At 71.5% G+C, this 18,526-nt stretch carries 16 protein-coding genes; 15 read left to right on the top strand and 1 reads right to left on the bottom strand.

Annotation, left to right across the window (positions count from 1 at the left end; genetic code table 11):
- Positions 1 to 141: 141 nt before the first annotated feature.
- From dacB to folK, 13 genes are all read left to right on the top strand, one after another.
- Positions 142 to 2,109: a D-alanyl-D-alanine carboxypeptidase/D-alanyl-D-alanine endopeptidase gene (dacB, locus tag FB384_RS11060; RefSeq protein WP_183782364.1), complete on the top strand. Its 1,968-nt coding sequence runs from the start codon at positions 142 to 144 to the stop codon at positions 2,107 to 2,109.
- Between the two features lie 106 nt (positions 2,110 to 2,215).
- Positions 2,216 to 3,277: a zinc-dependent metalloprotease gene (locus tag FB384_RS11065; RefSeq protein WP_323985191.1), complete on the top strand. Its 1,062-nt coding sequence runs from the start codon at positions 2,216 to 2,218 to the stop codon at positions 3,275 to 3,277.
- Complete coding sequence (gene tilS / locus FB384_RS11070; RefSeq protein WP_183782367.1) at positions 3,256 to 4,311, top strand: tRNA lysidine(34) synthetase TilS; 1,056 nt, start codon at positions 3,256 to 3,258, stop codon at positions 4,309 to 4,311. The genes FB384_RS11065 and tilS overlap by 22 nt, the downstream gene beginning before the upstream one ends.
- Before the next feature lie 14 nt (positions 4,312 to 4,325).
- Positions 4,326 to 4,904 carry a hypoxanthine phosphoribosyltransferase gene (gene hpt, locus FB384_RS11075; protein ID WP_183782370.1) on the top strand — a complete coding sequence of 193 codons (579 nt, stop codon included), beginning with the start codon at positions 4,326 to 4,328 and terminating at the stop codon, positions 4,902 to 4,904.
- A gap of 184 nt (positions 4,905 to 5,088) precedes the next feature.
- Complete coding sequence (locus FB384_RS11080) at positions 5,089 to 5,454, top strand: hypothetical protein (RefSeq protein WP_183782374.1); 366 nt, start codon at positions 5,089 to 5,091, stop codon at positions 5,452 to 5,454.
- Positions 5,455 to 5,472: 18 nt separating this feature from the next.
- A complete protein-coding gene (locus FB384_RS11085) occupies positions 5,473 to 6,981 on the top strand; it encodes a hypothetical protein (protein WP_323985192.1) in 1,509 nt (502 codons plus the stop codon).
- Between the two features lie 6 nt (positions 6,982 to 6,987).
- Positions 6,988 to 7,782 carry an ESX secretion-associated protein EspG gene (locus FB384_RS11090; protein WP_183782377.1) on the top strand — a complete coding sequence of 265 codons (795 nt, stop codon included), beginning with the start codon at positions 6,988 to 6,990 and terminating at the stop codon, positions 7,780 to 7,782.
- Between the two features lie 89 nt (positions 7,783 to 7,871).
- Positions 7,872 to 8,657: an ESX secretion-associated protein EspG gene (locus tag FB384_RS11095; RefSeq protein ID WP_183785332.1), complete on the top strand. Its 786-nt coding sequence runs from the start codon at positions 7,872 to 7,874 to the stop codon at positions 8,655 to 8,657.
- 315 nt (positions 8,658 to 8,972) lie between these two features.
- Positions 8,973 to 11,462 carry an ATP-dependent zinc metalloprotease FtsH gene (gene ftsH, locus FB384_RS11100; RefSeq protein WP_183782380.1) on the top strand — a complete coding sequence of 830 codons (2,490 nt, stop codon included), beginning with the start codon at positions 8,973 to 8,975 and terminating at the stop codon, positions 11,460 to 11,462.
- Between the two features lie 25 nt (positions 11,463 to 11,487).
- Complete coding sequence (folE, locus tag FB384_RS11105) at positions 11,488 to 12,102, top strand: GTP cyclohydrolase I FolE (protein ID WP_258937076.1); 615 nt, start codon at positions 11,488 to 11,490, stop codon at positions 12,100 to 12,102.
- A gap of 35 nt (positions 12,103 to 12,137) precedes the next feature.
- Positions 12,138 to 12,938, top strand: a complete 801-nt coding sequence (gene folP / locus FB384_RS11110) for a dihydropteroate synthase (RefSeq protein ID WP_183785336.1) — start codon at positions 12,138 to 12,140, stop codon at positions 12,936 to 12,938.
- 23 nt (positions 12,939 to 12,961) lie between these two features.
- Positions 12,962 to 13,321, top strand: a complete 360-nt coding sequence (gene folB, locus FB384_RS11115) for a dihydroneopterin aldolase (RefSeq protein ID WP_183785338.1) — start codon at positions 12,962 to 12,964, stop codon at positions 13,319 to 13,321.
- A 199-nt stretch (positions 13,322 to 13,520) separates the two neighbouring features.
- The gene (gene folK / locus FB384_RS11120) at positions 13,521 to 14,012 is read left to right on the top strand and encodes a 2-amino-4-hydroxy-6-hydroxymethyldihydropteridine diphosphokinase (protein WP_183782382.1); all 492 of its coding nucleotides are present in this window, start codon (positions 13,521 to 13,523) and stop codon (positions 14,010 to 14,012) included.
- 133 nt (positions 14,013 to 14,145) lie between these two features.
- Here folK and FB384_RS11125 read toward each other — a convergent pair whose 3' ends face one another.
- Positions 14,146 to 15,126, bottom strand: coding sequence for a MerR family transcriptional regulator (locus tag FB384_RS11125; protein ID WP_183782385.1), 981 nt, complete (start codon positions 15,124 to 15,126; stop codon positions 14,146 to 14,148).
- Between the two features lie 230 nt (positions 15,127 to 15,356).
- On the opposite strand from FB384_RS11125, the gene FB384_RS11130 reads away from it, so the two are divergent.
- A complete protein-coding gene (locus FB384_RS11130) occupies positions 15,357 to 15,800 on the top strand; it encodes a DUF3180 domain-containing protein (protein ID WP_183782388.1) in 444 nt (147 codons plus the stop codon).
- Positions 15,801 to 15,887: 87 nt separating this feature from the next.
- Positions 15,888 to 18,332 carry a DUF6779 domain-containing protein gene (locus FB384_RS11135; protein WP_183782391.1) on the top strand — a complete coding sequence of 815 codons (2,445 nt, stop codon included), beginning with the start codon at positions 15,888 to 15,890 and terminating at the stop codon, positions 18,330 to 18,332.
- Positions 18,333 to 18,526 lie beyond the last annotated feature (194 nt).

An 18,526-nucleotide genomic window follows, 5' to 3' on the forward strand; every position in this document is an offset into this window, starting at 1 on the left:
CCGGGAATGCAACACGAGCCCCGCGATCCGCAACACGGGCCCCCGCCGCCGCAACACCAGCGGCCGGGGCCGCCGCGACGCCCTGCGCAGCCACCGATCTCCACCACTCCGGTCCCGCCTGCCGGGACGACCGCCCATCCGATGCGTATCGAGCCGGCTCGGCCCGCCCAGCCGGACGGCACCGCCCGCACCGGCTCCGGCGACCCCGACGCGACCGCTCCCAACCCCACCGGTCCCAACTCCGCCGCTCCCAACCCTGCCGGCCACAGCTCCGCCGGTCACAGCTCCGCGACGCGCAGGACCGCCGCGCCCGGCACCGCTGCTCACCACGGCAGGGGCTCCCACGGCACGGACCCGCACGGCACGGACCCCCGCGGTACCGCCGCTGACGCCGGCGATCGTGGTGGCGCCGTCCACCACGGCTTCCCTCACAGCAATGCCACCGGCGGCGACTATCGCGGCAGTGCCGACGGCAGTACCCACAGTGACGGCGGCACCGACGGTGATGGCGGTGCCGACCGCGACGGCACCGACAGCGACGCCACCGTGTCGGATGCCGTGGCCGCTGCCGGGACGGGTGCCGCCGAGAACGCCTCCGCGGCGAACCACGGTTCCGACGGCCCGCCGACCGGACCGGAAGGGCCGGCGGCCGCCGATTCCGACCCCGAACCGGAACCGAAGCGCCGACGTGGCCGCGCGTTGCTGTTCAGCGGGTTGGCGCTCGTGCTCGTCGTCGCCCTCGGCATCACGCTGGCGCTGCCTGCCGTGTCGAACCGCCTCGGGCTGCCGTGGGCGCCGAACCTGCCGAAGGGCGACGAACCCGAACCCGTCGCCGTCACCCGGCAGTTGCAGTCCATCGGAGGGCAGGGCGACGGGCCGACGGCGAACGGTCTGCGGCAGGCGCTCGAGGGGCCTGCGAGCTCGGGTGCGCTGGGCACGCTCAGCGGCACGGTCGTCGACGCGACCACCGGCGACACCCTGTGGTCGCAGGGTGAGAACCGGGCCGTGACGCCCGCGTCGGCGACGAAGATCCTCACCGCCGCGGCGGCGCTGCTCGAACTCGGCCCGGACATGCGACTGTCGACCAAGGCGTACGAGGCGGTGCCCGGGCGGGGCGGCATCATCGTGAGAGCCGGCGGCGACGTGACGCTGTCGTCGCTGCCGGAAGGTGAGGAATCGCTTTACCACGGTGCGGCCCACCTGGACGAGCTCGCGAAGCAGATCGACGAGGCCACCAACGGGAACGTTCGCGCGGTCGCCCTCGAACAGAGCGTGTTCACAACCGACAAGACCGGGCAGGGTTGGGCGGACGAGGACGCCCCGTCGACGTACGCCGCGCCGCTCGCCCCGATCATGCTCGACGGCGGGCGGCAGGACCCGCTCGACGACACGTCCGAACGGTTCGGTGACCCGGCGCAGCGGATGGTCGACCAACTGGCGGGCAAGTTCGCCGCCGCGGAGGTCGACCCCGAGCTGACGAAAGGCAGCCGAGCGGCACAGCTCGAGGAGTCGGAGCCCATCGCTGAGGTGCAGTCGGCGCCGATGGAGCGGCTCGTCCAGCAGATGCTGCAGCTGTCGGACAACACCCTCGCCGAGGCGATCCAACACCACATCGCGATCTCGAAGGAGCGGGAGCCCTCGTTCGAGGGCGGGGCGAAGGCGACCCTCGACGTGCTGCGGGAACACGGCTTCGACGTCGGCGGCGCGACGCTCCACGACGGCAGCGGCCTCTCGGTCGACAACCGCGTCACGGCGAAGCTGCTGTCCGAGGTCATGGCCGTCGCCGCGGCACCCGGCGGCAGTGCGCACGCCGACGAGCGCACGTCGAAGCTGCGCCCGCTGCTGGCCGGCCTGCCCGTCGCCGGCGGCACCGGGACGCTCGCCGAGCGCTACACCGAGGGCACGCCCGCGCAGGGCCGCGGCTGGGTACGCGCCAAGACCGGCACGATCCCGTCGACCGGCACCAACGCACTGACCGGCCAGGTCGTGACCGTCGACGGGCGGACCCTGGCGTTCTCGCTGGTCACCTCCAAGGCGGGCAACACCGATGCCGCCCGCGACGCTCTCGACACCGTCACCGCGACGCTGCGTGAGTGCGGCTGCCGCTAGGTGCGAGTGCGGCTGCCGCTAGTGCGCCGTTCAGTCGTGCCCGGCACCGCCCACCGGGAGTGTCGGCCGGTGGGACGGCGCCGGTCGAACGGGTAGCGTCGCGGGCGTGAACGCCGAGACGAAGGCAGCGCCCGCGAGTCCGCTGGTCGACTGGTCCGTGGCGGCGTCGACGGGAGCGTTGTTGGCACGCGGCGGACCGTCGGTGTCCCGCGAGGAGGCCGACCGTGTGGTCGCCGACCTGCGCGACCTGACCGTCGACGCGGAGCGCTACGTCCGCGAGCTGACGGGTCTCGGCGCAGGGCTGCCGGTGCCGCCGGGGACCGTGGTCGACCGGCCCGGCTGGGTGCGGTCGGCGGCAGCGGGACTCGGGGAGTTGACGAGCCGTGCCGTGCCACCGGAACGCGCCTCGAAGCTGTCGTCCCTGGTCGCGGGCGGCGCTGGCGTGCAGACGGGGGTCGTGCTGGCGTTCCTCGGCTCACGGGTGCTGGGCCAGTACGACCCGTTCGGCGGGCCGGACACCGACGGTGAGCTGGTGCTTGTCGCGCCGAACGTCGTCACCGCCCAACAGGCGATGAAGGTGCCCGGCAGGGACTTCCGGCTGTGGGTGTGCCTGCACGAATGCACGCACCGGTTGCAGTTCACCGCCGTCGACTGGTTGCGCGACTACTTCGCGGCCGAGGTCGGCAAGCTCGTCAGCGGTTTCGCGGGCTCGGACGAGACGATCGCCGCCACGCTGCAGCGGCTGCCGGAGAACCTCCGTTCGCTGCGCGAATCCGAGTCCCGCGACGTGCTGGGGCTCGCCGAGCTGATGCAGTCACCCGGCCAGCGCGAGGTCTTCGACCGGCTCATCGCGCTGTCGACACTCCTCGAGGGGCACGCCGACTACGTCATGGACGCCGTCGGCCCGGACGTGGTGCCGAGCGTGGCGACGATCCGCAAGCGGTTCACCGAGCGGCGCAAGGGCGGCGGCCTGCTCGACCGGCTGCTGCGGGCGCTGCTCGGCGTCGACGCCAAGGTGCGGCAGTACGAACAGGGCGCCGCGTTCACCAAGCACGTCGTCGGTGCCGTGGGCATGGCCGGTTTCAACGCCGTGTGGACCTCGCCGGAGACCCTGCCGACCCGCGCCGAGATCAAGGACCCGCAGGCATGGGTGCGGCGGGTCCACTGACCGCGTCCGGCCGGAGCGGGTTCCACGCCGTCGCGGCGGTCCGCAAGGCCGTCAGGGAGTTCATGCGAACGTTGCCGGAGTCGGCTGCGGAATCGCTGTGCGTCGCGGTCTCCGGCGGTGCCGATTCGCTCGCGCTCGCCGAGGCGGCCGCCTACACCTGCCGGAGCCTGCCGGTGACGGCGCTCGTCGTCGACCACGGACTGCAGACCGGCTCCGACGAGGTCGCGGAGAAGGCGGCCGCCACGGCGCGGGAACTCGGCGTGGGTGAGGTCCGGGTGCTGCCGGTGTCGGTGTCGGGGCGCGGCGGTCCGGAGGCGGCCGCGCGCAGGGCCCGGTACGCCGCGTTGCGGGAGGCCTCGGCGGGTGCGCCCGTGTTGCTCGGCCACACTCGCGACGACCAGGCCGAAACGGTTCTGCTGGGGCTCGGCCGGGGTTCGGGGCCTCGTTCGATCGCGGGCATGCGCCCCTACGACCCGCCGTGGGGAAGGCCACTGCTCGGCCTGCCGCGGGCGACGACGAGGGCCGCGTGTGACGAACTCGGCATAGTGCCGTGGCAGGACCCGCACAACTCCGACAGCCGCTACCGGCGCGTGCGGATCCGCGAGGAGGCCCTGCCGACGCTCGAGGACGTGCTCGGCGGCGGTGTCGCGGGTGCGCTGGCGCGGACGGCCGCGCAACTGCGCGAGGACGTCGACGTGCTCGATGACCTGGGCGAGGAGCTGCTGGCCGCCGCGCGTGGCGACACGTGCGGCGGCGCGGACGAGGGCCGACGCACCGCGCCGGAACTGTCGGTACCTGTCCTCGAGTCCGCCCCCGGTGCACTGCGGCGGCGTGCGCTGCGGAGCTGGCTGCTCGGCGCCGGAGTGCGAGAGCTCACGGACGCGCACCTGCGGTCCGTCGACGCGCTCGTCGCCGATTGGCGGGGTCAGGGAGGCGTATGGCTGCCGGGGGATTTTGAGGCGAGCCGGGCACGTGGAAAGCTCAGGGTCGAACCGGCGGCGGCCGGGATCATCACGACTTCACACCACCGCTAGAGGGGACAGCTGCCGTGTACGAAGGCGACATCGCCTCCGTCCTCATCACCGAGCAAGAGATCAAGGACAAGATCGCCGAGCTGGCCGAGAAGGCCGCCGCGGACTACACCGGTGGCGGTGACCCGGCGGGCGAGGGCGAGTCGAGTGGCACGGACCTCGTGCTGGTCGGCGTGCTCAAGGGCGCCGTCATGTTCATGACCGACTTCGCGCGTGCGCTTCCGGTGCCCGCGCAGTTGGAGTTCATGGCCGTCTCCTCGTACGGCTCGTCGACGAGCTCGTCCGGGGTGGTGCGGATTCTCAAGGACCTGGACCGCGACATCGCGGGCAGGGACGTGCTGATCGTCGAGGACATCGTCGATTCGGGCCTGACGCTGTCATGGTTGATGAAGAACCTGACGGCGCGCCACCCCCGTTCGCTGAACGTCGTGTCACTGCTGCGTAAACACGAGGCGGTGCAGGTCGACGTGCCGGTGAAGTACATCGGCTTCGATATTCCGAACGAGTTCGTCGTCGGCTATGGTCTGGACTACGCGGAGCGTTATCGTGACCTGCCCTACATCGGCACGCTCGACCCGAAGGTGTATTCAACGTAGGGCGATCCGCTACCTGAGGTGAGCACATCGCAGCTGGTTCGGGCCACGCGGGTGAAGGCGGAACCGCGGTTCCTTCGATCGCGTCATACCGAACGCGTTGATGCGTTAACCTAAGCGAAGATCGCAGGTCGGCTGCCGAAAGGCCTGCCGTCGGCTCTGAGGGGACGTAGGGAGAGTCTGGAAGATGGGGAACAGCAGTCACGCGGACGCGGCGGCGTTCCGCCAGGCGGCGGTCAACGGCCAGGTCGGGATCGACCCCGACCACGCCGAGACGGTGCTGAACAAGCTCCGCACCGGCAAGGACGCGGTCGAGGCGCTGATCCAGAAGGCCGAGGAGCTGTCGACCCCGCCGCAGATCGGTGCGAACCCGGTCGGCAACGCGATGGCCACCAAGTTCTCCGAGCGCGCGGGCGGCCGCGAGTCGTACGCCGACGCACTCCGGAACCTCTACACCCAGTACGACGAGGCCGAGCAGGCGATCACCACGGCGATGCGCCGCTACCGCGACATCGACGAGGAAAACGCCCAGCCGTTCACCGGGCAGCTCTGACGCAGGGGGAAGTGAGCAGTGAACATCGACAACGATTCCGGTCTGATCGGTTCCGACCTCGCCGGTGACGGTGCGGCCGGGGACGCCCCGCTGGAGGCGGGTCCCGCCCCGATCGAGTCCGGCCTCGAGGCAGGCCCCGCTCCGGTGGAGGCCGGACTGCAGGGCGGCCCCGCGCCGCTGGCGGGCGTCGGCGGGGGCGTGCGGCTCGGCGAGGCGGGCGAGGTCTCCGACATCGTCGGCCGTGCGCGCAACCGGCAGGACGGCTTCGCCTACGACAGCGAGCGGGCTATCGCCGACCGTCCCAACTGGGAGGCCCACGAGAGCAAGCAGCTCTACGCCTTCGCGACGGTCAACAACGTGCCGGGCAGTGCCGAGGAGATCGGCAGCTCGTGGGGACGGCACGGCACGACGCTGCAGCAGGTCTCCGAAGACCTCTACGCCACGATCAGCGAACTCGGCACGGCGTGGATCGGCCAGGCCGCCGGTGCCGCGCAGGGCGCGCTCGTGGGCATCGCCAACTCCAGCTCGCAGGCCGCCGAGGCGGCCAGGGCGATGAGCCAGCGGCTGTCGCAGCAGGCCTCCGCCGCCGCCGAGCTGAAGAAGATGCCGCAGCCGGAGGAGTTCGACCCGGCTTCGGAGACCGCGAACATGCTGGCCATGGGTCCCGCGGCGATGGCCAAGGACATGAAGGAGAAGTTCGACCAGGCCCGCGCGGTCAAGGCCCAGCAGGTGCAGTACCTGAACACCTACACCGCCGCGATGTCCGAGGTCGACAACTCCACGCCGAGCTTCGGGCCCGAGTCGCTGGGGCTGAAGCAGTCGACGAACTCGGGCGGTACGCACGTGTCGTCGGTCGGGGGTCCCGGCGCGGTCGGTTCCGTCGGTTCGGTCGCCACGGGTGGCCCGACGGGTGGCGTGCGCGGCGCCGAGGGCCTCGCGGCCCACGGCGGCCCCGCTCACCAGGCGGCTTCGCAGGCGCCGCAGCAGCCCGCACCGCAGGCCCCGCAGCAGCCGGCCGCACAGGCGCCCGCTCCGGGTGTCTCCGCGGCCGGCCAGGCGGCGCCGTCGAGCCCGTCGGCAGGCGGTCTCGGCGCGGTCGCAGGTGGTGCCGCGCTCGCCGGTGGCGGCGCCGCGCTCGCGGGCCGTGCGCTGGCGAAGGGCAGCAAGACCAGCGCATCCGACAAGGAGCAGCACGACGAGGGTGCGACGTCGGCGCAGTCGCAGCAGGCGGCCCAGCCCGCGGCGTCGGTGCAGCAGCCGCAGAACTCGGGTATGCCGGGCGCGGGCGGCGTCATCGGTGGCCGCGAGGCCGCCGCGATGGCCCCTGCCGCCACTCCGATGGGTGGCGGTGGCATGGGCGCCGGCGGTATGGGTGCCGCGGGCGCCGCCGCGGGTAATGCCCAGGGAGAAGAGGAACACACGCACGCGTCGTTCCTCATCGAGGCCGACCCGGACGACGTGTTCGGAGCGAACCAGGCGACGGCACCGCCCGTGCTCGGCGCCTGGGGCCCGGACGACGAGGAGTGATGACCTTTGGCGGAGCGGCTCACGCCACTGGAGTTCGATTTCCTGTGGGAGTCGTTCGGCGCCGGTGAGCTGCCCTATCCGCTCGAGGTTCGATCGCACGGGGAGACGCTGGAGCAGCGAGCGACACTGCGGGCACAGACTCTGGCCCAGCTGGCTGCGCGGGGGCTCGTCGACGAGTCCGGCAGGCCCGCGCCGTTGATCGAGGACTGGTTCGGGTGCCTCGCGACGGCACAGGTGAGCCTGGACTCCGTGCAGGTCGACGCACCGGACGACGAACCGCATCTGGCGATTGCGGCTGCGCTCGGACCCCAGGGCGTGCTGGTGATCTCGGACTCCGGCGGATACTCGATCGACCGGGTACCGGCCGACGGCCTGGCCAGCGCCGTGGTGGGGCTGCTGCCCGCCGAACGTCGCGGCGAGGAGAAGTCGATCACCGTCCCGCTGGAGCAGCTGTTGTCCGGGTCGGGAGTGGACTTCCTGCAGCGGCGCGGCCCTGCCGGTCCCGACGGCAAGGCGGGGCCGGACGACGACCGCAAGGCCCTCGCCCGGCTCAACGCGCAGCCGCGACTGCGGGGCGGGCAGATCGGCGCCAACGCCCGTAACCCGTCCGGTGGCCGGACGCGGATGCCGGTACTCAGCTGGTTCGACACCGAGTCGGGCCGCTACTTCACGCAGGCCAGTCGCGGCCGGGACGGCCGGGACTGGATCACCATCGCCCCCGCGGACGCTCCGACGTTGCGGCACCGCCTTTCCGAAATGCTCGCCGGTGCGGCAGGCGCTGCGGCGACGGCGTCGCTGTGACGGCGGGCAGGGAGAAGCGCTGACGAGGTCGGTTCATGTTCACGCATCAGACGAGCACCATCGCCAGTTCCGAAATGGTCGGGAGGATCGTGACCACCCAGGAGTTCTTCAGCCCTGTCACGTTCGACTTCCTGTGGGAGCGGATGGGTGCGGGCGAGTTGCCGTACCCGCTCAAGGTCGCCTCGCACGGTGAGACCGAGAACCAGCGGCGCATGCTGCGGGACCGCGCCGAGCAGGAGATCGAGGCCCGTGGCATCGAGGGCTCCCCGGTCGAGGGCTGGTTGGACCTGCTGGGCAGGGCGTCGATGACGGTCGATGCACTGTTCATCCCGGAGTTCCAGCATCCGCCGGTGGGGGCGATCGCCGCCTCGGACGGCAAGCAGGCGGTGCTCGCCATCCAGGACAGTGAGGGGGTGCGGCTGCGCGCGGCCTACCCCGACGGCCTGGCCTCGGGCGTGGTCGACCTGCTTCCGCAGGCGCAGCGCGGCACCGAAGCGTCGATCACGCTGCCGCTGGGCGAGGCGCTGCAGGCGCGGCCGGACCGTACCGGTGCCCTTGCGGGCAGGACCGGCGGCGACGGTGACGGTCGTAAGCGCGGTGGGTTCGCCGACCGTGCCAGGGACCCGCGGGAGGCGTACTCGCAGTTGATCGCCCAGCCGAGGCTGCGGGGCGGTCAGCTGGCAGCGAACAGCAGGGACGAGCTGGGCTACAAGCAGCGCTCGGCGGTGCTGGCGTGGTTCGACACGGCGACGGGCCGTTACCTGAGCACGTCGGCCAGCGGCAGCGACGGCAGCGAGTGGGTGACCGTGGCTCCCGCGGACGCGAAGACGCTGCGCAGCAGGCTCGGTGAGCTGCTGGCCGGGGTCGTTCGCTGAGCGGGCGCGGCCCGTCGGCCGGTGTCCGGCCGTGGCTGTCGCGAGTGGATCAGGTGATGCCGCGCACGCAGCGGGAACATGTGCCGGGTGGTGTCCGTTGACTTATCGGTGACGGCTGCCGAGGTGGCCGGAGCCGATGCGCGGATTTCGTCGAGGACGCCCCGATGGCCCCGTTCACCGGGCGGTACCCTGATAGAACGGCATTCGCCGCGGGAGTGCGAACCGTGCACCAGCGGGAGTTGACAAGACCGTGACGGCGGAAGTCACCACCCACCGCCTAACCAGGGAGGGTCGAGGCCTCAACGGCCGGATCTAATGGACCGCAAGCGCCTGCTCAAGAACCCACTGCTGTGGATAGTCGCGGTTCTGCTGCTCTATTTCGCGTTCAGCATGCTTTTCGACGGCGACCGTGGCTACACGGCAGTGCCGACGTCGCAGGCCGTGCAGCAGATCGAATCCGGCAACGTCACCGAGGCGAATCTCGAGGACAAGGAGCAGCAGCTCAAGCTGCACCTGTCCGAGGGCATCAACGTCGACGGCGAGAACGCCAAGCAGATCATCACGAAGTTCCCTGGAGGCGCTTCCGGGCAGCTGTACAACGTGCTGCTCGACGCCCGCACGGGCTCCGGTGACAACGGTCAGAGCATCAAGTTCGACACCACGGTCACGCAGGACTCGTTCTTCACCCAGATGCTCATCTACATGATCCCGCTCGGGATCCTGTTGCTGCTGCTGATGTGGATGATGAACAACGCCCAGGGCGGCGGGAACAAGGTCCTCAACTTCGGCAAGTCCAAGGCCAAGCAGCTCAACAAGGACATGCCGACCACGACGTTCCACGACGTGGCGGGTGCCGACGAGGCCGTCGAGGAACTGCACGAGATCAAGGACTTCCTGAGCAGTCCCGGTCGGTACCAGCAGCTCGGCGCGAAGATCCCGAAGGGCGTGCTGCTCTACGGTCCGCCCGGTACCGGTAAGACGTTGCTCGCGCGGGCCGTGGCCGGTGAGGCCGGCGTGCCGTTCTACACGATCTCCGGTTCGGACTTCGTGGAGATGTTCGTCGGTGTCGGCGCCTCGCGTGTCCGTGACCTGTTCGAGCAGGCCAAGCAGAACGCGCCGTGCATCATCTTCGTCGACGAGATCGACGCGGTGGGCCGGCAGCGCGGTGCAGGCATGGGCGGCGGCCACGACGAGCGCGAACAGACGCTGAACCAGCTGCTCGTCGAGATGGACGGGTTCGACTCGCGCGGGGGCATCATCCTCATCGCCGCGACGAACCGTCCGGACATCCTCGACCCGGCGCTGCTGCGGCCGGGCCGGTTCGACCGGCAGATTCCGGTCGCCGCGCCGGACCTGCGGGGCCGTGAGGCGATCCTGCAGGTGCACTCCGCGGGCAAGCCGCTGGCCGAGAACGTCGACATGAACGGCCTGGCCAAGCGCACGGTCGGCATGTCAGGTGCGGACCTGGCGAACGTCATCAACGAGGCGGCGCTGCTCACCGCACGCCAGCACGGCACGGTGATCACGGATGCGTACCTGGAGGAGTCCGTCGACCGCGTGGTTGGCGGCCCGGCTAGGAAGAGCCGGATCATCTCCGAGCAGGAACGCAAGATCACCGCGTATCACGAGGGCGGTCACGCGCTGGCCGCGTGGGCGATGCCGGACATCGAGCCGGTGTACAAGCTGACGATCCTGCCGCGCGGTCGTACCGGCGGGCACGCGCTGATCGTGCCCGAGGACGACAAGGACTTGATGACCCGTTCGGAGATGATCGGCAGGCTGGTGTTCGCCATGGGCGGACGTACGGCCGAGGAGCTGGTCTTCCACGAGCCGACGACCGGTGCGTCCTCCGACATCGAGCAGGCCACGAAGATCGCCCGCGCGATGGTCACCGAGTACGGCATGAGCCCGCGGCTGGGTGCTGTGAAGTACGGCCAGGAGCAGGGCGACCCGTTCGTGGGCCGTGCCGCTGGGCAGCAGGCGAACTACTCCCTCGAGGTCGCGCACGAGATCGACGAGGAAGTCCGCAAGCTGATCGAGACCGCCCACACCGAGGCGTGGGAGGTGCTCAACACCTACCGCGACGTGCTCGACGAGCTGGTGGTCGAGGTCCTCGAGAAGGAGACGCTGCAGCGCCGCGACCTCGAGCGGATCTTCTCGGCCGTCGAGAAGCGCCCGCGGATCACGGTGTTCAACGAGTTCGGCGACCGGCTTCCTTCGGACAAGCCGCCGATCAAGACGCCGCGCGAGCTGGCCGCCGAGCGGGGTGAGCCGTGGCCCGAACCGGAACCGCCGCGGCAGCCGGAGCCCGCGCCCGTCGCGGCGCCAGCCCCGCAGTCTCCGGTGGTCGGGGAGGAACCGCAGAGCGGCGAGCTGCCGCAGCCGGGCCAGCCGCAGGGCGGGGCGCCGCAAGGCAGTCAGCCGCAGGGCGGGGCGCCGCAAGGTGGAGCGCCGCAGGGTGGACCGCAGGACGACCAGCAGGCTCCCGGTTCGTACAACCCGTACGCGCCGCCGTCGGGTCCGAACGGCACGCACGGGCAGAACGGTGGCCAGAACGGTGGTCGGCAATGGCCGGGACCGCAGCAGGGCGGCGGTCAGGGCCAGCCGGGCCAGCCGTACGGTCAGCAGCCGGGGTCGCGGCCCGCGGGCCCGCCGAACTACGGCGCGCCTCCCGGGTGGACGCCCGCGACGTCGCCGAACCCGCGGCCGACGCGACCGTGGGCCCAGCCCAACCCGAATCCCCAGCCGCAACAGCGCCCACAGGACGAGGGCGGCTCCGACGAGCAGGACGGTCACCATCGCTAGCGAGATCTCCGAGAACGGGTACGCGGTGGTCGACGAGGACAGCGTCGACGCACCGCGTGCCACGGGCCGGTCGTTCGATCAGGCGCGTGCGGAGGCCGCAGTGCGCGAACTGCTGCTCGCCTGTGGGGAAGACCCGGACCGCGACGGGCTGAGGGAAACGCCCGCGCGGGTGGCGCGGGCGTACCGCGAGATGTTCGGCGGGCTGTACAACGATCCGGACCACGTGCTGGACCGGACGTTCGACGAGAGCCACGAGGAGCTCGTGCTGGTGACGGACATCCCGTTGTACAGCCAGTGCGAGCACCACCTGGTGCCGTTCCACGGGGTGGCGCACGTCGGCTACATCCCGAACGCGCAGGGCAAGGTGACGGGCCTGTCGAAGCTGGCCCGGCTCGTCGACCTGTACGCGAAGCGGCCGCAGGTGCAGGAACGGCTGACGACCCAGGTCGCCGACGCGCTGGACCGCAGGCTGAACCCGCGCGGTGTGATCGTGGTGATCGAAGCCGAGCATTTGTGCATGGCGATGCGGGGTATCCGCAAGCCGGGCGCACGCACCACGACGTCGGCGGTCCGCGGGATCATGGAACGTTCGGCGACCTCGCGTGCCGAAGCGTTGCAGCTGATCAAGGGGAGCCGGTGAACGAGCGCATTCCGACGGTGGATCGCTGTGCGGTGATGGGCGTCCTGAACGTCACGCCGGACTCGTTCTCCGACGGCGGCAGATACCTGAGCCGCGAGGACGCGCTCGCGCACGCACACGCGATGTGGCAGCGCGGCGCCGACATCATCGACGTCGGCGGCGAGTCGACGCGGCCCGGTTCCGAGCGGGTGGACGCAGACACCGAACTGGCGCGGGTCGTGCCGGTGGTGCGACAGCTCGCGGCCGACAGTCTCCGGCTGTCGGTCGACACCACGCGCGCAGCGGTCGCCGAGGCCGCGGTCGAAGCGGGCGCGCGGATCATCAACGACGTCTCCGGCGGACTGGCCGACCCGGACATGACGAAGGTCGCCGCGCAGACCGGCGCCCCATTTGTGATCATGCACTGGCGCGGTCACAGCAAAGACATGAACGCGCTCGCCGAGTACACCGACGTGGTGGCCGAGGTGCGGGACGAGCTGCGCGCGCGGATCGACGAGGCGCTGGCAGCCGGTGTGGCCGACGACGCGATCGTGCTCGACCCGGGCTTGGGTTTCGCCAAGCGCGCGGAGCACGACTGGGCGCTGCTGCACCGGCTCGACGAGTTCATCGACATGGGCTTTCCCGTGTTGGTGGGCGCCTCGCGGAAACGATTCCTCGGCGCGCTGCTGGCCGACGCCGACGGTGAACCACGGCCCGCGTCGGGCAGGGAAGTGGCCACGGCGTCGATCTCCGCACTGTCCGCGGCCGCCGGGGCGTGGGGCGTACGGGTGCACGACGTCGGCGCGTCGTTGGACGCGGTGAAGGTCGCCGCAGCCTGGGCCGAGGGCGGCCGGTGAGCGGGCCGGACACGCCGGCGCAGGTGCGCGACCGCATCACACTGACCGGCCTGCGGGTGTTCGGCAGGCACGGCGTTTTCGACCACGAGAAGCGCGACGGCCAGGAGTTCGTCGTCGACATCACGGCGTGGCTCGACCTCACGCGAGCCGCGGCGTCGGACGAGCTGACCGAAACGCTGCATTACGGCGAGCTGGCGCAGTTGGCGGCCGACATCGTGGGCGGCGAGCCCTACGACCTCATCGAGGCCGTCGCCGGCCGGATCGCCGACGAGGTGATGGCCGACGAACGTTTGTCGGCGGTCGAGGTGACGGTGCACAAGCCGACGGCGCCGATCCCGCTGACGTTCGCCGACGTCGCGGTGACCGTCGGGAGGCAGCGTTGACCCCGGCCGCGCCAGGCAGGACAGCGGGTGGCGTCCCCCCAAAGGCACCTTCGGGCACTCAGGCACTGCCGCGCGTCGTCGTGCCGGTGCGGGGTGGTGGCCGGGCCGGCGGGCGGGAGCCCCGGATCTTCCGTGGGCTCTGTACCTCCCGGAGTTGGACGTCGCCGAGGGCGCCTTTGAGGCATCGGGGAGGCGTCCGATGAGCACGGCGGTGTTGTCGCTGGGGTCGAACCTCGGCGACCGGCTTGCGTATCTGCGGCTGGCCGTCGACGGCCTGCGGGACTGCCTCGTCGCGGTGTCGAGCGTGTACGAGACCGCGCCCTGGGGCGTGACCGATCAGCCCGACTTCCTCAACGCGGTGTGCATCGTGGCCGACCCGGCGCGCGACCACTGGGCGTGGCTGCGCGCCGGGCAGGCCCTCGAACGTGAGGCCGAGCGCGTGCGTGAACAGCGGTGGGGCCCGAGGACGCTCGACGTCGACGTGGTTTCGGTCGACGACGTGCGCTCGGCCGACCCGGAGCTGCGACTGCCGCACCCGGGGACGGCCGAGCGCGCGACCGTGCTCATCCCGTGGCTCGAGATCCACCCGGACGCCGAGGTGCCGGGTGTCGGACGGGCTGACGCCCTGCTCACCGCCCTGCCCCCGGCCGACCGCGACGGCGTACGCAAGCGCACGGACCTGTCGCTCTGAGCCACCCGCGGTGCCCTCAAGGGCACCTTCGAGGCATCGAACGCGGCCACGCGCCGGCATGCCCGCGAGGGGTGGCGGTCGAAAGCCCTGTCCCCTCACGGTCGAGCATGCGGGCGCCTGTCGCGTCGGCCGGTTAAGCCGACGCGCGAACCGCCGAGACGATCCACTCCGTCGCCGCGATCCGGCTGGGGATGGGCGGCCAGCCGTTGACGATCGCCAGGAGCTGCCAGTAGCGCTCGGCCCTGGCGTCCCCGCCCGTGTCGATCTGGCCGGCCAGCCACGTGCGGTACTCGGGGCCGTCGACCGGCTCGGGAACGCCGTCACCGACGAACCACGCGGACGTGTCGCCCTCCCCGAGCGAGGCTCGCACGATCTCGTCGGCCAGTTCCTTGCCCTCGGCTGCGGCCGGGGACACCCCGGCGTCGGAGAAGCCCTGCGCCCGTGCGTGCCAGTCGTCCCAACGGTCCTTCTGCGCCCACGAGAACGCGTCGATGTTGTGGCCCGCCTCGCGCCGCTGCGCCTGCTGTTCACCCATACCCCGGATCAGGGCCCGGAACTCGGCGTCGGACACGAGCTCTGCGAACTCGATCCACGCCTCCAGCTGCTCCGGGGACGGGTCGTCCGGCAGCTCGGGCTTGGCGGACCGCATCCATGCGTAGAACTCCGTGTCCACGTCCAGGCCTGCGGTGACCTCGTCCCAGAATTCGTCGACGAGCCGCTTGCGCTCCTCGTCCGACATCGATGCCAGCTTGTTCATCAGTTCCACCTCTTTCAACTCGGATTCACGGTTCGCGACCGCCCGCAGCACGGCCCTGCGGTGGCGCAGTTCGCGCAGCCGGTCGTCGAGCGCAGCCACGTGCGCCTTCGCCAGCTCCGCGACCGTCGACGCACCGGCGAGCACCCGTTCGATGTCGGCGAGGCCCAGACCGAGCTCGCGCAGCGTGCGCACGAGTTCGAGCCGCGCCAGTGCAGTGACGTCGTAGAGCCGGTAACCGGCCGCGGTGCGGTCGCTGGGAGGCACGAGACCTTCGTCGGAGTAGAACCGGATCGTCTTCACCGGCAGGCCGGTGCGCCGTGCCAGTTCGCCGATCGTGAACTTGCCCGATGGGGTCATCTCCGCCTCCATGAATCCGAGCTTCGAGGCTCCAGTCGGTGGAGAGTCAACAACAAATCCCGGACCGACGCCCGACAAATGCGGAGACGGGCCGGACCGGACGGACACACGGACGCAGAACTCGCCCGTCCGAACGCAGAACACGCGCGTCCGAGTGCAGGACACGCGCGTCTGGGTGCAGGACACGCACGTGGGGTCGTGGAGTCGCGGCTGCCCAGTACGGTTGGGACATGCACTTCACGCGCCCTCGCGAGCTGGTCGTCGCCGGGCTGATCGGGCTCGTCGCGGTGTATCTGCTCTTCGAGTTCGCGTACGGCCAACTGCCGAGCCTGCCGACTTTCGCGGGTACGACGTTGCTCGTGCTGGCCGCGATCGAGACGGTGCTGGCGTTCGTGGTGCGCGCCCGCATCCGCGAGGGACGTGTCATCACGGGGCTCGGTATCGCCCGTGCGGTCGCGCTCGCGAAGGCGTCGTCGCTACTCGGGGCCCTCATGCTCGGCGCCTGGCTCGCGGGTGTGGCGTTCCTCGCGCCGCAGGCGAGCGACATCACGGCGGCCGCCGACGATCTGCCGGCCGCCGTCGTCGGGGCGGGCTGTGCAGCGGCGTTGATCGGTGCCGCGTTGTGGCTCGAACACTGCTGTCGCGCACCGGATACCGGCGACCGCAACGAGTGATCACAACCGACCGGCCAGCGATCAGAACCCGCCGCTCGAAGTACCGACGAGGTCACGATCGGACAACTGGAAGGTACGGTATCCGGCATGACTGGCGAGGGTGAGGACGAGCCCGGCCGCAGATCGGGCGGCCGACTGTGGCCGGCCGTGGGCGTGCTGTTCGCGCTCGGCGCCACCGTCGCTCTGATCCTGGCCGAGGACATGCGGCTGCTGCGGCTCGGCATCCTGGCCGCCCTCTGGGCGGCGCTCATCGGCACGTTCCTCGCGACTCGGTACCGCAAGAAGGCGGCGGAAACCGAGGTGGCCGCGTCGAAGGCCCAGGAGATCTACGAACTGGAACTGGAGCGTGAGGTAGCCGCCCGTCACGAGTTCGAACTCGAAGTGGAGGCCGAGACCAGGGAGCGGGTCGAGGACGAGTCGCGGGCCGAACTCGAGGCGTTGCGCGCGGAGGTCTCGTCGCTGCGGGAGAGCCTGCAGTCTCTTTTCGGCGGCGAGGTGATGTGGGAGCGGATCGCACTCACCGCCCAGTCGACCCGCATGCGCTCGTTCGGTGACGACCGGCCGCTCGTCACCGCGAGCGAGAGCTCGGAGAAGCCCCGGTTGACCGCGGGCCGCGGCGAGAATCCCACCGAGTTCATCGGCCGCGTCGTCGAGGCCGACAGCGGCGACGCCGGCGCCATCGCCAAGGCCATCGGCACGGCGGGACGTGGCGGCAACGGCTCGTCGCCCACTTCGAACGGTGCCACGTCGAACGGTGCTGCGGCGAACGGTGCTGCGGCGAACGGTGCTGCGGCGAACGGTGCTGCGGCGAACGGTGCGGCACGGAACGGAGGCGGAGCCGGTGCGGCCGCGCCCAACGGCGCAGGAACCAACGGCGCAGGACCCAACGGTGCCGCGCCCAACGGTGCGGTCAACGGAACCGGCGCGGCGAACGGTGCGATCCCCCGGCGGCAGCCCGGTCGTTCCGACCCGGCATCGCAGTCGACGGCCTGGTTCGCACCACCGGCGGCCCGCGCCGACGACAACGCCGACGACTCCGGTGCCGACGACGCCGACGACGCCGACGACACCGACGACGGCGCCGACGTAGATGACGAGTCGGACACCGACCGCGCTCCGGCTCCGGCACCGGCCGCGGATCCGCGTGGCGCTCCTCGTAAGGCCCGTGGTCCCCAGCGGCGCCAGCAGGCGGGTTCGCCTCCGGTGCCGCCGCAGCAACGCCCCGGTGCGAAACAGGCGCCGCCCGCGCGGAAGGCGCACCCGGCACCGTCCAGGCCGACGGCACCGTCCCCGCAGTCGGCACAGTCTCAGCAGCTGGCACAGTCTCAGCCTGCGGCGACGCGGCAGGCTCGACCGCAGCAGGGTGGCGGGCGGCCGCAGCGGGGTCCTTCGGAATCTCACGCCGCTCGCACTCAGGCCGGCCCCGGCATGTCGACGGCCTTCGACGACCGTGGGTTCGACGACGACGGGGAATTCGACGACGGCGCCCTCGACGACGACCGCACCGAGGCCGCGCCCGACGGCCGCGCGGACGGCGGGTCCGGTGCCGGTGACCGGGCAGGCGGCGCGCCGGCCGGTTCGCCCGACGAGGACCCGACGCGCCGCGTACGTGCCCGCGAAGCCGCGACGGCGAAGGAACGTTTCCGTCCGGCACAGCGCGCGGGCGCTCCGCAGGCGCCGGGCCGGTCGCAGTCGCCGGAGCCTGGGGTGAAGTCGCCCCAGCCGCCGGCGCCCGCCCGTCCGGTTCCGCCGCGTGCCGCCGAGTCGCGTTCGTCGCAGCAGCCGGCAGGGCAGCCGAGCCGGACCGGTCAGGAACCGCGCGAGGGCAGCCGCGGTGGTTCCGACCAGCGGGAGCGGAACGCGGCAGCCGCCACGGCGCAGCAGCCCGTGGCGCCTGCGGCCGAGCAGGACCGATCCACGGGGTCACCCTCACGGCCGAACGAATCCCGCAATGAGGGTCAAAATCGACGTGACGTTGGCCTCACTCAGGAGAGTGAAGCGGGTGCGCGTGCGCGTTCTGCCTCGCAACCTGGGGCGTCGGCTGGTCAGGGTATGGACAAGCCCGGATCACAGACCGCTTACGCTCAGATCCCCGAGAGAGACTCCGGAGGGGCGCGTGACACACGCGCCGGCGCTCCGAAGGCCGTCGAGCCGGCACCCGAGGTGGCTCAGGCGGAACAACCGATCGCGAAGGGACCCCTTCCACCCATGTCTTACCCCGAGCAGCCCGCCGGCGCGGCCGACTCGACCGAGGCCTCCGGCGAGGATTCCGTCGTCAACCCGACGCTGCCGCCCGAGGTGCGCGATCTCGCGCGCAAGCCGGGTGGTCGCCGCCGGCGTGCCGAGCCGGAGGACGACGAGTCGCAGGCCGAGGAGGCCTCCGAGGCCGGCGGCGGTCGTCGCCGCGCTCCGGATCCCGAGGACGGCGAGCCCACCGGTTCACACTCCTCCGGCCGTTCGGTGAGCGAACTCCTCGCCGCCTACGGCACGGGCGACACGACGCCGCGCCGTCGCCGTCGCGCCGAGGACTGAACCTCCCCGCTTCGTCACGCCGCGCCCTCCGGGGCACCGTGGTCGCGATCTCCGCGGCCGGGTGCCGCGGAGGGCGCTGTCATCCCGTGACGCCGACGCTCGCCGGTCCGTATCACTCACCCGGGCATCGGGGCCGGCTACTACCCTGCGCGGCGTGAACGGAGCGGCGACCGTCGTGCGGCACGCCCGGCGGA

Source organism: Prauserella sediminis (assembly GCF_014195435.1).
Lineage (GTDB): Bacteria > Actinomycetota > Actinomycetes > Mycobacteriales > Pseudonocardiaceae > Prauserella > Prauserella salsuginis.